Raw genomic sequence first — 13,387 nt, 5'->3', positions numbered from 1 at the left:
CTGCCCTCCACCCGTCCCGGTCTCGCCGATCATTGTGCCCGCACCGCTGCCGGCATCCGCCCGACCCGCCCGTTCGAATGCGCGCCCGCCCCCGCTCAGCGCAGTGCCGGCGGATTGTTCAGATCCGGTGCCGAGAAGGTGTCACATGCCGCGACCTGGCCGTTCCGGTAGCCGGTCAGGAACCACTTCTGCCGCTCGTTCGACGAACCGTGCGTCCACCCTTCCGGATTCACCCGTCCGGTGGCGGCCTTCTGGATCCGGTCGTCGCCGACCGCCGCCGCGGCCGAGAGCGCGTCTTGAATGTCGCTGTCGGACAACGGCTTCAGCAGCGGCTGTGAACCGCCGGGGGCCGGTGTCTTGTCCGCGTAGCTCGCCCACAGGCCCGCATAGCAGTCGGCCTGCAATTCGAGGCGAACCGATCCGGAATCGGGGCCCTTGGGATCGCGCTGCGCGCGGCCGCTGTCGCCCAGCAGGTTCTGGATGTGATGGCCGAATTCGTGCGCCACCACGTACTCCTCGGCCAGCGGACCACCCGCCGCCCCGAACTTGTCCCGCAGCTCCTGGAAGAACCCGGTATCGAAATAGGCCTTGCGGTCCGCCGGACAGTAGAACGGGCCGACCGCGCTGGTCGCGTTGCCGCATCGGGTGGCGACCGACCCGGTGAACAGCGTCACGCCGGGTTTGGTGTACTGCACCCTGGTCTGACGCGGCAGGACCCCGCCCCAGACGCCGTCGAGACTCTGCGCGGTCAGCACCACCCGGCACTGTGCGTAGCGGTTCGCATCACCGTTGGTTTTGCAGACGGAGGTGTCGACGCCGCCGGTCTGCGTCCCCGAGGTTCCGCTGCCGAGCAGATTGCCCGGATTCACACCGAACAGCACCGCGAGAATCAGCACGATCAAGCCACCGCCACCGCCCAAGGCGAGCTTGGGGCCCATTCCACCGCCGGTGGAGACCCGGTCCGGATCGATATCCATACCTTCGTTGAAGGTCATCGTTGCTGCTCCTGTGGATCGAGTGGGCTGCTCGGCGCTCGGTCAGCCGAAACAACCTCTACAGCTTGGCATGAGCGTCCGCGGCTCGGGGGACGAGTGGCGTCGTGTCCTCCGAGTGACACGGGGAGTCGGATATCGGTTTCCGTCCGGCCGACGCGCCTCACTACCATGGGGGCGCACCAGGTCATCCCGTGCCAGGTGCACCGTGTCGTCGAAAGGATTCCCGTGCTGCGCACCCACTTGGCTGGTTCGCTGCGAAGCGAGCACGCCGGTCTGACCGTCACCCTCACCGGCTGGGTGGCCCGGCGGCGAGACCACGGTGGCGTGATCTTCATCGATCTGCGCGATGCGTCGGGGGTCGCGCAGGTGGTCTTCCGCGAGGGTGTGCCGGCCGAACAGGCCCACAAGCTGCGGGCGGAGTACTGCGTGCAGGTCACCGGTGTGGTCGAGGGACGTCCGGACGGCAGCGAGAACCCGAACCTGCCCACCGGTGCGATCGAGGTGAACGTCACCGAACTCGTGGTGCTCAACGAGGCCGCGCCGCTGCCGTTCCAACTCGACGAGCAGCCCGGCGAAGAGGCGCGCCTGAAGTACCGCTACCTCGATCTGCGCCGCGAGGGCCCCGCGCATGCCATCCGGCTGCGGTCGAAGGTCAACGCCGCGGCCCGCGAGGTGCTGGCTCAGCATGCGTTCGTCGAGGTCGAGACCCCGACGATGACGCGGTCCACCCCCGAGGGCGCGCGTGACTTCCTGGTGCCCGCCCGGCTGCAGCCCGGCAAGTTCTACGCCCTGCCGCAGAGCCCGCAGCTGTTCAAGCAGTTGCTGATGGTCTCGGGGGTGGAGCGGTACTACCAGATCGCCCGCTGCTACCGCGACGAGGATTTCCGCGCCGACCGCCAGCCCGAATTCACCCAGCTCGACCTGGAGATGAGCTTCGTGACCCAGGAGGACGTGATCCTGCTGGCCGAGGACATCCTGGTCGCGCTGTGGAAGCTGGTCGGCCACGAGATCCCCACGCCGATTCCGCACATGACCTACGCGGAGGCGATGCGCCGCTACGGCAGCGACAAACCCGATCTGCGCTTCGGCATCGAGATCACCGAATGCGCCGAGTACTTCAAGGACACCTCCTTCCGGGTCTTCCAAGCGCCGTATGTCGGCGCGGTCGTGATGCCGGGCGGAGCGAGCCAGCCGCGGCGCCAGCTCGACGCCTGGCAGGAATGGGCCAAGCAGCGCGGGGCGAAGGGCCTGGCCTACATTCTGATCGGTGAGGACGGCACCCTCGGCGGCCCGGTCGCCAAGAACCTGTCCGACGCCGAACGCGAGGGCCTGGCCAAGCACGTCGGCGCGGCGCCGGGCGACTGCATCTTCTTCGGCGCCGGAGAGGCGAAGTCGAGCCGCGCGCTGCTGGGCGCGGCGCGTGGCGAGATCGCGCGCAAGTGCGGACTCATCGACGAGGACGCCTGGGCATTCGTGTGGATCGTGGACGCGCCGATGTTCGAGCCGGCCGCCGACGCCACCGCGAGCGGCGATGTGGCACTCGGACATTCGGCCTGGACCGCGGTGCACCACGCGTTCACCTCGCCGAAGCCGGAGTCCATCGACACCTTCGACACCGATCCGGGCTCGGCGCTGGCCTACGCCTACGACATCGTCTGCAACGGCAACGAGATCGGCGGCGGCAGTATCCGCATCCATCGCCGCGACGTGCAGGAGCGGGTGTTCAAGGTGATGGGCATCAGCCACGACGAGGCGCAGGAGAAGTTCGGATTCCTGTTGGACGCCTTCGCCTTCGGCGCGCCGCCGCACGGTGGAATCGCCTTCGGCTGGGACCGCATCACCGCGCTGCTGGCCGGAGTGGATTCGATTCGCGAGGTCATCGCGTTCCCGAAGTCCGGCGGCGGCGTCGACCCGCTGACCGAGGCCCCGGCGCCCATCACCGCGCAGCAGCGCAAGGAAGCCGGCCTCGACGTGGTGCTCGACGAGCACGGCAAGCCGAAGGCCTGATCCCGAACGGGATGTGCCGCCGCGGTTGTGGGCGCTCGCGGCCGCGCACCGGTTAGTCTGCAGATCGTCCGGCGCCATCCGGTGCCGGACGATCGTGCCGAGGACAGGGGACTGGGGTGCTGCACCTGCGGGCGGTCTGCCCACCGGAGTCGACCGACGCCGCGGTGACCGCGCTGCGGGCCGAACCCGGCGCCACGCTCATCACCGTGCAGCGCGGCGCCTCGGTCGAGCCGCCCGGTGATCTCGTCCAGGCCGATATCGCTCGCGAATCGGCCAACGATGTGCTGGCCGGTCTGCGTGGGCTGGGCATCGGCGACTACGGCGGCATCATGCTCTCGCCGGTGGAAACGGTGCTGTCGGCGCCGGCCGACCGCGCGGTCGAGGCGGCGCCGGGCGATCCGTCGGATGCGATCGTCTGGGAGGAGTTGCTCGCCCAGACCCACGAGGAATCGACGCTCAACCCCACCTTCCTGGCCTTCATCACGATCGCATGCCTGTTGGCCGTCGTCGGTGTGGCCACCGATTCGCCGGTGACGGTCGTCGGCGCCATGGTGGTCGGACCCGAGTTCGGGCCGCTGGCCGCCGTCGCGGTCGCGGTGGTGCGCAGGGACTTCCGCCTCGCCCGCCGCTCGATTCTGGCTCTGCTGATCGGCTTTCCGGTGGCGATGGGTATCGCGACGCTGGCGTCGCTGGTGTGGGAACAGTTCGGCTGGATCACCGTCGACCGCATCCACGCCATCCGCAACGTGGACTTCATCTATGAGGTGGGCCCGTTCTCGCTGGTGGTGGCGCTGCTGGCGGGTGCGGCGGGGATGATGTCGCTGGTGACCGCGAAATCGGCGGCGCTGGTCGGCGTGTTCATCTCGGTGACGACGATTCCGGCGGCCGGTTTCGCCGCCGTCGCCGCCACCGTCGGCGAATGGCACAAGGCATTCGAGTCGATCGGCCAGCTGGGCGTGAACATGGTCGGCATCGTCGTGGCGGGCATCATCGTGCTGCAATTGCGTCCCCATCACGGGCACGCGCTCGGCCCGCCACGCCCGCAGCGACGGAACATCCTGTCGCGCCGGTGGTTCGGCGGCGACGAATGAGACCGCTCAGGCGATCAGGCCGCCGGTGAGCATCCGGTAGGAGTAGGTGACCGCGATGACGGTGAGCGGACCCACCACCAGCAGGCCGATGCCGCACAGCGCCGTGGCGACGATCGTCAGCGCGGCGACTGTCAGGGCCAGCAGCAGCGTCGGCACGAAATTCGAGACCACCAGCTGCACACTGGATTTGATCGCGCTGAACGGATCGAGATCCTGGTCGATGACGTAGTGCAGCGAGAACATGCACAGATAACCCACGACGAGTGCCGGCACGATGCACAACACCGCGCCGACGCAGGCCGCCACGAAGACCAGCAGAGCGGTGATCAGCACGTTACCGGCGTTGACGAAGCTGAAGAAGGACGCGAAATCCGGTGGCGTGCCGTCGGTTTCGTACAGCGCGCCGCGGATCATCGCCGCCTGCAGCAGCCAGACCACGACCGCGGCGAGCAACCCGATCAGCACCACCGGCATCAGTGAGTTCATCTGCGTGACGTTCACCACCACCGTCACCATCAGGTAGGCGACGAATCCGACGAGCGTGATCGCGACCCACGGAATCGGATTGGCGCGGAAGCGATCCCACGCGAAGCTGAGCGCCCGGCCGATATTGAGCGCCGGCGCCCCGGCGTACCCCGGCGGCGGGCCGTACCCGGGCGGGCCCTGCGGCGGCATGCCGTTATCCGGTGCGCCCCAGGCCGGGTCGGCGGGCGGCGGATAGGCACCCGGCGGGACGCTGCCGGGCGGGCCGTAGGTGGGGCCGGGCTGCCCGTGCGCTCCGGGTGGCGGCGCCACCGGGGGTACCCCGCCCGGGGTGCCCTGGGGCGGCTCGCCCGGAGCGCCGTACTGTGGGCTGCCGTACTGCGGTGCGCCGGAGCCCTCGAACTGCGGATATCCCGCGGCTCCGGCCATTTCGGGCCGGCCCGGCGTTGCGGAATGTTCGCCTGGCCCGGCGCCGGGTCGTGCGGGCCCGGTGGGATGCTGCCCGGGCCGGCTCTCCGGTCGCCGTTCACCGCCTTCGCCGGTGTCGCGGGGTGCGGACTGCGGGGAGTCGGTCATCGTCGGACCTTTCGAATCACCTGGGTTCTGGTGCGGCACACTGCAGTTGAGATTTCGACACAACCGGACACGGCCGGGCGTGTCAAGCGGCGGGCCGCGGCATCGGGCCGGATCCGTGACCCGGCCGACGATGAGCGTAATGAGCATCTCGGTCCGGTCGCAGTCGCTCGGCGGGGACACGCCGACGACGCGCGAAAGGTTGCCGATCCGCTCGCTGAAAGTGACCTGGAGCGAGTAACTTGGTTGGCGATGACCGCACTATTGGCCGAACGCGCCGCCGAAGTCGTGTCCGCGGCACAACAGTTGCTCACGAAGCGCATGGGTGCTGCGGTGAAGCTGAGCGATCCGATCGAACTCAGCGGCAGTGGCAGGACGACGGTGCTGCGCGTACGCGTGGCGGAGAACTCGTTCTCACTTCCTCGCACCCTGATCGTCAAGCAGGTCCGTGGCGCCGCAGAGGAGCGCCGGATCGGCGGGCTGGCGCCCGGGGTCGCGAGCATCGATTCGGCGTTCCTGCGGGAGGCGGTGTCCTACCAGTTCACCACCGCGCTCAGCAGCGAGCACCGTCCCGGCGCCTATCTGCTGGCACACAGCCTGCCGGATCGGCTGCTGATCCTCAGCGATCTGGGCGAGAACATGTCGCTCACCTCGGTGCTGCAGACCGGCGCCGAACCCGCCACCCGCAACGCCCAGATGGCGTTCGCGCAGGCGCTGGGCCGTATGCACGCCGCCACGGTCGGCCGGGAGGCCGATTTCGTGGCGCTACTGCGGCGGGTAGAGGTCGTGCACCGGGTCGACGGCATCGCTCAGCAGGCCGAGGCCGCGATCGGCGAGGTCCCCGGAATGCTGGCCCGCGACGTCGGCATCGAGGTGCCGGGCGAGATCGCGGAACGCATCGTGCGGGGCAATCGCCTGTTCTCCGCGGGCCGCTTCCGCGCGTTCAGCCCCTCCGACCTGTGTCCGGACAATGTGATCCTCAACGACGAGGGTGCCCGGTTCCTCGACTACGAATGGGGTGGTTTCCGCGACGCCACCCTCGACATCGCCTATGCGCTGGTCTCGTTCCCGGGCTGCCTGTGCGATTTCGAACTCTCTCGCGAGCGTGCGCATCAGATGGTCGAGGCCTGGCGCTCGGAGGTCGTGGGCGTGTGGCCCGCGCTCGCCGACGACGACCTGCTGGCCGAACGCATCCTCGAGGCCCGGCTCATCTGGGTGTGGCTGACGACCTTCTGGTTCCTGCCCGCCGATCACACCCGCATCGCCGCGGCCCGCGAACACGGCCTGTCGGTGCCGCGCTCGGCGGCGCTGATCAACCGCTGGGCGGCGTTGGCCGAGGATGCGCGCTGCACCGGCGACGACACACTCGGCGACTTCGCCGAGCATGTCTCCGCCACCCTCGAGGAACTCTGGGAGAAGTGAGTCAGCGGGCCGGTCGCGGTCCGACGATCGAGGCCCGTTCCATGATTCGCGTCTGCGGCCAGTAGTCGCTGGCGGCGTAGTGCTGCACGGCCCGGTTGTCCCAGAAGGCGACGGTGTCGGGCTCCCAGTGCAGCCGCACCTGATGTTCGGGGTAGTCGGCCTGGCGGCAGAGCCGGTCCAGCAGGTCGTGGCTCGCCTCGGGATCCATGCCGTCGATCCGGTCCACGAAGATCCGGTTGACGTACAGGTGCCGGCGTCCGGTCTCCTCGTGCGTGCACACCACCGGGTGGCTGACCGGCGGATGCTGGGCGCGCATCGCCTCCTGTGCCTCGGCGGTCTGCCCGCGGCCGAAGGCGCGGGTGTAGTCGTGGGTCGCGGTGAGGTCGTCGATCCGGTTCCGCGTCTCGGCATCGAGGGCCTCGTAGGCGGCGTACATATCCGAGAACAGCGTGTCGCCGCCGATCTCGGGAACGGCGACGGCGTGCAGGATCGCGCCCATCGACGGCTGCGGCCGCCAGGTCACGTCGTGATGCCAGATGTTCTCGACGCCCGCCATGGCCGGCGTCTTCTCGAATCGGACCAGTTCCGGCTGCTCGGTGTTGGACGGGATGAACGGATGCACCTCGAGGGTGCCGAAGCGCGCCGCGAACGCGACGTGGCGGGCGGGCGTCAGCGGTTGCTCGCGGAAGAACAGCACCTTGTACTCGTGCAGCGCCCGGCGCAGTTCGGCGATCACCTCCGCGGGCAGCTCGCGGGTCAGATCCACGCCGCTGATCTCCGCGCCGAGGGTGACGCCCACCTGCCGGGCGTCGAAATGCTGCCAGCGCAGCGTGGACAGGCGGTCGCGTTCGGCGACCAGGTGGGTGAACGGGCCCGCGATCAGCGGGAATCCCGGCAATGGAAACGAGCTCACGGGGTAGTGCGTACGCGGTTCGGTCTGCGCGGTGGTGGTCTGCGTCATGGCGGTTCCTCGAGCGATCGGACGACTGTAGTCAATTGACTACACCGGTATTCGCTACTGTAGCCCGATGTCCGAGAACCCGCCATCGACTCCGCGTCGCCACGACTCCGGCACCGGACCGGTCGGTCGCGACGCGGTCGTCGCGGCGGTCACCGAGGCCGCTGCCGACCTGTTCGCCGAACGCGGCCCGGCGGCGACCTCGATCCGCGACATCGCCGACCGTGCGGGGGTCAACCACGGCCTGGTGTTCCGGCATCTCGGTGCGAAGGACAAGCTCGTCGGGGCCGTGCTGAGCTATCTCGGTGAACAATCGGGCGTACTGGCCGCCGCCGGACAGCTCACCGCCACCGATCCCCGGCTGCGCCGGCATCTGACCGTGCTGGCCCGCTGCATCCTCGATGGCTATCAGGTCGGTGAGCTGCAAGAACAGTTCCCGGTGATGGCGATGCTCATCGAGAATCTCCGGCCGCAGATGGACAGCGACCGCGCCGCCGGACTGGCGGTGGCACATCTGGCCGCCTTCGCCATGGGCTGGCAACTGCTCGAGCCGTTCCTGCGCAGCGCGGCGGGCCTGCGCGAGCTGACCGACGCCGAACTGCGCGCGTCGATCGAGGCGCAGGCCGCCCGGATCCTGCGGCCCGACCCCACCTCGCCCTGAATGTCGGTGCTCATCGGTACCGTCGAGGCGTGAGCGAAGGGTTGTTCGAGGCGCCGGAGGTGGAGGAAGTGTCCGAGGCAGCCGCCGCACTGCCACCGGCGGGCCGGATGTCGCCGCTGGCGGTGCGGATGCGGCCCGCGAGCCTGGACGAGGTGGTCGGCCAGCAGCATCTGCTCGGCCCCGGATCGCCGCTGCGCCGGTTGATCGAGGGGTCGGGTGCGGCATCGGTGCTGCTCTACGGCCCGCCCGGGACGGGCAAGACGACGCTGGCCGCGCTCATCTCGACCGCGACCGGCCGTCGTTTCGAGGCGCTCTCGGCGTTGTCGGCGGGCGTCAAGGAGGTGCGCGCGGTCATCGAGCTGGCGCGGCGGCGGCTGCTCGCGGGGGAGCAGACCGTGCTGTTCATCGACGAGGTGCACCGGTTCTCCAAAACCCAGCAGGACGCCCTGCTGGCCGCGGTGGAGAACCGGGTGGTGCTGCTGGTCGGGGCGACCACGGAGAACCCGTCGTTCTCGGTGGTGTCGCCGCTGCTGTCGCGGTCGCTGGTGTTGCAGTTGAAGTCGTTGTCGGACAACGATATTCGCACCGTCCTGCGTCGTGCGATCGACGACGAGCGAGGTTTGGCCGGGCACTACACCGTCACCGAGGCGGCGCTCGACCACATCGTCCGCATCGCCGGCGGCGACGCGCGTCGATCGCTGACCGCCCTGGAGGCCTCGGCGGAATCCTCGCTCGACGGCACGGTGGACGTGGATCTGGTGGAGGCCAGCGTCGACAAGGCCGCCGTGCGCTACGACCGCGCCGGCGACCAGCACTACGACGTGATCAGCGCGTTCATCAAATCGCTGCGGGGATCCGATGTCGACGCGGCGCTGCACTACCTGGCCCGGATGATCAGCGCGGGCGAGGATCCGCGCTTCATCGCGCGGCGATTGATGATCCAGGCGTCCGAGGACGTCGGCATGGCCGATCCCAGCGCCCTGCAGACCGCGGTCGCCGCCGCGCAGGTGGTGCAGCTGGTCGGGATGCCGGAGGCGCAGCTGGCGCTCGCGCACGCCACCATCCACGTGGCCACCGCGCCCAAATCGGGTGCGGTCGCGGCGGCCATCGGCGCGGCCATGTCCGATATCGCGGCCGGTAAGGCCGGTGCGGTGCCGGCCCACCTGCGCGACGGGCATTACGCGGGCGCGGCGAAGCTGGGCAATGCGCAGGGCTACAAATACCCGCACGACCATCCGGACGGGATCCTCGCCCAGCAGTATCCGCCCGACGAACTGGTCGGCGCCGACTACTACACCGCGACCGATCACGGCTACGAGCGCGAGATCGGGCCCCGGGTCACCAAGTTGCGGCGGATCGTCCGAGGGCGCTGAGGCAGGGGCGCAGACGCGGGCGCGCCGCACGACCGCTGAAAACCGGCTGGACCGCGCCCGGTAGGCTGGATATTCGTGCAGACCCACGAGATCCGACGGCGTTTCCTGGACCACTTCGTCCGTGCCGGCCACACCGAGGTACCCAGTGCCTCGTTGATCCTGCCGGACCCGAACCTGCTGTTCGTCAATGCGGGCATGGTGCAGTTCAAGCCGTATTTCCTGGGCCAGGAGGCGCCGCCGTTCGCGCGCGCGACCAGCGTGCAGAAATGCGTGCGCACCGGCGATATCGAAGAGGTCGGCGTCACCACCCGCCACAACACCTTCTTCCAGATGGCGGGCAACTTCTCCTTCGGTGACTACTTCAAGGAAGGTGCCATCACCTTCGCCTGGGAGCTGATCAGCAAGTCTCAGGAGGAGGGCGGATTCGGCTTCGATCCGGAGCGGATCTGGGTCACCGCCTACGAGAGCGATCCCGAGGCCGCCGAGATCTGGCATCGCGTCGCCGGAATCCCGACCGAGCGCATCCAGTTCCGCGACGGCAAGGACAACTACTGGGATATGGGCGTGCCCGGTCCCGGCGGGCCGTGCTCGGAGATCTACTACGACCGTGGACCCGAATACGGCGCCGAGGGCGGCCCGGTCGCCGACGAGGATCGCTACCTCGAGATCTGGAATCTCGTGTTCATGCAGGACATCCGCGGCGAGCAGAGCCCCAAGCTGGGCTATCCGCCGGTGGGGTCGCTGCCGAAGAAGAACATCGACACCGGTATGGGCATCGAACGCGTGGCGATGCTGCTGCAGGGCGTGGACAACGTCTACGAAACCGATCTGCTGCGCCCGATCATCTCCAAGGCCGAGGAGCTGACCGGTAAGAGCTACGGCGTCGAACACGCCGACGACGTCCGCTTCCGCGTCATCGCCGACCACGCCCGCACCTCGGCGATGCTGATCGCCGACGGCGTCAACCCTGGCAACGACGGCCGCGGCTACGTGCTGCGCCGGCTGCTGCGCCGGATCGTGCGCTCGGCCCGGTTGCTGGGTGCCGAGAAGCCGGTGATCGGCGAATTCATGAAGGTCGTCAGCGATCTCATGTCGCCCTCGTACCCGGAACTGGCCACCGATTTCACCCGCATCGAGACCGTCGCCGTCGGTGAGGAGACCGCCTTCCTCAAGACGCTGAGCACCGGGTCGAAACTGTTCGACGACGCGGTCGCCGAGGTGAAGGCCACCGGCGGGCGCACCCTCGCGGGCAGTGAGGCGTTCACCCTGCACGACACCTACGGTTTCCCGATCGATCTGACCCTGGAGATGGCCGCCGAGGCCGGGCTCGAGGTCGACGAGTCGGGCTTCCGCACGCTGATGGCCGAGCAGCGGCAGCGCGCCAAGGACGATGCGCAGGCGCGCAAACACGCCCACGCCGACCTGTCGATCTACAAGGAACTGGTCGACCGGGGCGCCACCGAATTCACCGGATTCGACGAACTGGCCACCGAGGCACGGGTTCTCGCCCTCATCGCCGACGGTGTTCGGGTCCCCACCGCGACCGCCGGGCAGGATGTCGAGGTCATCCTCGATCGCAGTCCGCTCTATGCCGAATCCGGTGGTCAGATCGCCGACCGCGGCAGCCTCACCGCCTCGGGCACGGAACTGCGCGTCAACGACGTGCAGAAGATCGCCAAGAAGCTGTGGGTGCACAAGACCACCGTCGAGCGCGGGCAGATCACCGAGGGCGATGCCGTACTCGCCCAGGTCGATCCGGCGTGGCGGCGCGGCGCCACCCAGGGCCACTCCGGGACGCACATGGTGCATGCCGCGCTGCGGCAGGTGCTGGGCCCCAACGCCGTTCAGGCCGGTTCGCTGAACAAGCCCGGATATCTGCGGTTCGACTTCAACTGGCAGGGCCAGCTCTCGGAGTCACAGAAGGCCGATATCGAGGCCGTGTCCAACGACGCGGTCGGCTCGGACTTCCCGGTGAACACCTTCGTCACCGATCTGCCCAAGGCGAAGTCGATGGGCGCGCTGGCGCTGTTCGGTGAGAACTACGGGTCCGAGGTGCGGGTCGTCGAAATCGGCGGGCCGTTCTCGATGGAACTGTGCGGTGGCACCCACGTCGAGCATTCGTCGCAGATCGGGCCGATCACACTGCTCGGCGAATCGTCGGTCGGTTCCGGTGTGCGTCGCGTGGAGGCGTTCGTCGGGCTGGATTCCTACAAGTATCTGGCCAAGGAGCGGGCGCTGCTGGCCGGTGTCGCCGCCTCGCTGAAGGTGCCCTCCGAGGATGTGCCGGCCCGGGTCGAGCAACTGGTGGAGCGGCTGAAGGTCGCCGAGAAGGAACTCGAGCGCACCAAGGCCGCCGCCGTGCTGTCGCAGGCCGGAACCTACGTCGAGCAGGCCCAGCGGGTCGGCAAGGTGCTGCTGGTCGCGGCCGCGGCGCCGAAGGGCGTCGGCGCGGGTGATCTGCGGACCCTGGCCACCGATATCCGCGGCCGATTCGGCAGTGAACCGGCGGTGGTCGTGCTGCTCGGCAACGCCGACGGCAAGGTCCCGTTCGTGGTCGCGGTGAACAAGCCCGCCCAGGAACTCGGTGTGAAGGCCGGCGATCTGGTCGCCAGCTTCGGTCCGAGTATCGCGGGCCGCGGCGGCGGTAAGCCGGAGATGGCACAGGGCGCCGGCTCGGATCCGTCCGGTATCGAGGCCGGCCTGGCCGGCGTGCGCGCACGGGTGGCCGAGATCGCGGCCTGATGGACAATTCCGAGAATTCGGAGCCCTCGGAACCGGAGCCGTCCCGATCGGGGGCGGCTCCGGAAGCCGGGGCCGCCCGGCCTGACGACATCCCGGCCGAACGCCCCAGCGCGCAAACCGATCCCGGTCGCGGCCGGCGGATCGGCATCGACGTGGGAACCGTGCGCATCGGAGTGGCCGCCAGTGACCCGGACGGGATCCTGGCGACGCCGGTGGAGACGGTCCCGACCGTCAAGGGTGGAAAACGAGGTCCGGCAACCGATCTGATCCGGGTAGCCGAAATTGTGCGGGAATACGAGGCAGTCGAGGTAATCGTCGGCCTGCCACGCACATTGCGTGGGGCCAGTGGCTCGTCCGCACAGTTGGCCGCTCGGTTCGCGCGACGTTTGCGGGACATGATTCCTGGTGTGCCGATACGACTTTCCGACGAACGTTTGACTACGGTGTCAGCTGCACGTGCATTGCGGGACAGTGGAGTTCGCGCGCGCGGCCGGCGGCAGGTCATCGACCAGGCGGCTGCCGTGTCGATCCTGCAAGGGTGGTTGGACGAACGGAGTGCGGTGTTGAACTCGGCCGGTGCAGACGAGGCCAGGTGGTCGGATGAGTGACCGCTGGTCCCGGGCCGGAGAACGCTCGCGCCGGCGCGCCGACGAGCAGCAGCGGCGCTACCGGCGCGGCGGTGCGCACCGTAGCGCCACCGACGAGTGGGACGACTACGAGGACGACGACACCGCCGTCATCCCGCGCTACATCGACGAAGACGAACCGGCCGCGCACTACGCCGATCCCCCCGCGGGATACGACGCTCGCTACGACCACGAGCTCGCCGAGCCCGGATACGCGGATCCCGATTACGCCGACCCGGACTACGCCGACTCGGACTACGCCGACGACTACGCCGAACCGGAGTACGAGCGGACCGGCCGCAGCGGCCATCGGTATCGCCGCGACGAGTACGACTCCGAGACCGATATCGAACCGATCGCCGTCGCGGAGCCGGAACCGGCGCCCGCCGCCAGGCGCGGCACCCGGGCGAGCGCGGCCTCGCTGCGGGAGGCGCAGCGGGGGAGCCGCCGCGGTGC

The 13,387-nt window shown here is 69.1% G+C and carries 10 protein-coding genes and 1 pseudogene; 8 read left to right on the top strand and 3 right to left on the bottom strand.

Translation table 11 applies throughout. The annotated features are described in order from the left end of the window. Positions 1-95: 95 nt before the first annotated feature. On the bottom strand, positions 96-995 hold the full coding sequence (gene ypfJ / locus NK1_RS30590) for a KPN_02809 family neutral zinc metallopeptidase (RefSeq protein ID WP_039779223.1): 900 nt from the start codon (positions 993-995) through the stop codon (positions 96-98). A 225-nt stretch (positions 996-1,220) separates the two neighbouring features. Between ypfJ and aspS the strand changes: the two genes are divergently transcribed. Together aspS and NK1_RS30580 are read left to right on the top strand one after the other, a co-directional pair. Continuing rightward, the gene (gene aspS, locus NK1_RS30585) at positions 1,221-3,002 is read left to right on the top strand and encodes an aspartate--tRNA ligase (RefSeq protein WP_063014399.1); all 1,782 of its coding nucleotides are present in this window, start codon (positions 1,221-1,223) and stop codon (positions 3,000-3,002) included. 116 nt (positions 3,003-3,118) lie between these two features. Further along, positions 3,119-4,093 carry a DUF389 domain-containing protein gene (locus tag NK1_RS30580; RefSeq protein WP_063014353.1) on the top strand — a complete coding sequence of 325 codons (975 nt, stop codon included), beginning with the start codon at positions 3,119-3,121 and terminating at the stop codon, positions 4,091-4,093. A 6-nt stretch (positions 4,094-4,099) separates the two neighbouring features. On the opposite strand, the gene NK1_RS30575 is transcribed toward NK1_RS30580, so the two are convergent. Further along, entirely contained in the window at positions 4,100-5,152 is a 1,053-nt protein-coding gene (locus NK1_RS30575) for a DUF2189 domain-containing protein (protein ID WP_063014351.1), read from the bottom strand. A 249-nt stretch (positions 5,153-5,401) separates the two neighbouring features. On the opposite strand from NK1_RS30575, the gene NK1_RS30570 reads away from it, so the two are divergent. Further along, positions 5,402-6,571, top strand: coding sequence for a phosphotransferase family protein (locus NK1_RS30570; RefSeq protein WP_063014349.1), 1,170 nt, complete (start codon positions 5,402-5,404; stop codon positions 6,569-6,571). Between the two features lies 1 nt (position 6,572). On the opposite strand, the gene NK1_RS30565 is transcribed toward NK1_RS30570, so the two are convergent. After that, on the bottom strand, positions 6,573-7,532 hold the full coding sequence (locus tag NK1_RS30565) for a TauD/TfdA dioxygenase family protein (RefSeq protein ID WP_084461809.1): 960 nt from the start codon (positions 7,530-7,532) through the stop codon (positions 6,573-6,575). 67 nt (positions 7,533-7,599) lie between these two features. On the opposite strand from NK1_RS30565, the gene NK1_RS30560 reads away from it, so the two are divergent. From NK1_RS30560 to NK1_RS30540, 5 genes and pseudogenes are all read left to right on the top strand, one after another. Beyond that, positions 7,600-8,190: a TetR/AcrR family transcriptional regulator gene (locus NK1_RS30560; RefSeq protein ID WP_063014347.1), complete on the top strand. Its 591-nt coding sequence runs from the start codon at positions 7,600-7,602 to the stop codon at positions 8,188-8,190. Between the two features lie 29 nt (positions 8,191-8,219). Continuing rightward, positions 8,220-9,563 carry a replication-associated recombination protein A gene (locus NK1_RS30555; RefSeq protein ID WP_084461808.1) on the top strand — a complete coding sequence of 448 codons (1,344 nt, stop codon included), beginning with the start codon at positions 8,220-8,222 and terminating at the stop codon, positions 9,561-9,563. 75 nt (positions 9,564-9,638) lie between these two features. Then, positions 9,639-12,305: an alanine--tRNA ligase gene (alaS, locus tag NK1_RS30550; protein ID WP_063014343.1), complete on the top strand. Its 2,667-nt coding sequence runs from the start codon at positions 9,639-9,641 to the stop codon at positions 12,303-12,305. Further along, positions 12,305-12,913 carry a Holliday junction resolvase RuvX gene (ruvX, locus tag NK1_RS30545; RefSeq protein WP_084461807.1) on the top strand — a complete coding sequence of 203 codons (609 nt, stop codon included), beginning with the start codon at positions 12,305-12,307 and terminating at the stop codon, positions 12,911-12,913. Before alaS ends, ruvX begins: the two co-directional genes overlap by 1 nt. Next, a pseudogene (locus NK1_RS30540) lies at positions 12,906-13,387 on the top strand (hypothetical protein); the annotation flags it as partial. The gene ruvX and the pseudogene NK1_RS30540, both read left to right, overlap by 8 nt.

Origin of the sequence: Nocardia kruczakiae NBRC 101016 (genome assembly GCF_001612965.1) — a bacterium.
GTDB classification, from domain to species: Bacteria; Actinomycetota; Actinomycetes; order Mycobacteriales; family Mycobacteriaceae; genus Nocardia; species Nocardia kruczakiae.
The sequence above is the reverse complement of the archived record's forward strand: the minus strand, read 5'-3'. Positions and strand labels throughout refer to the sequence as shown.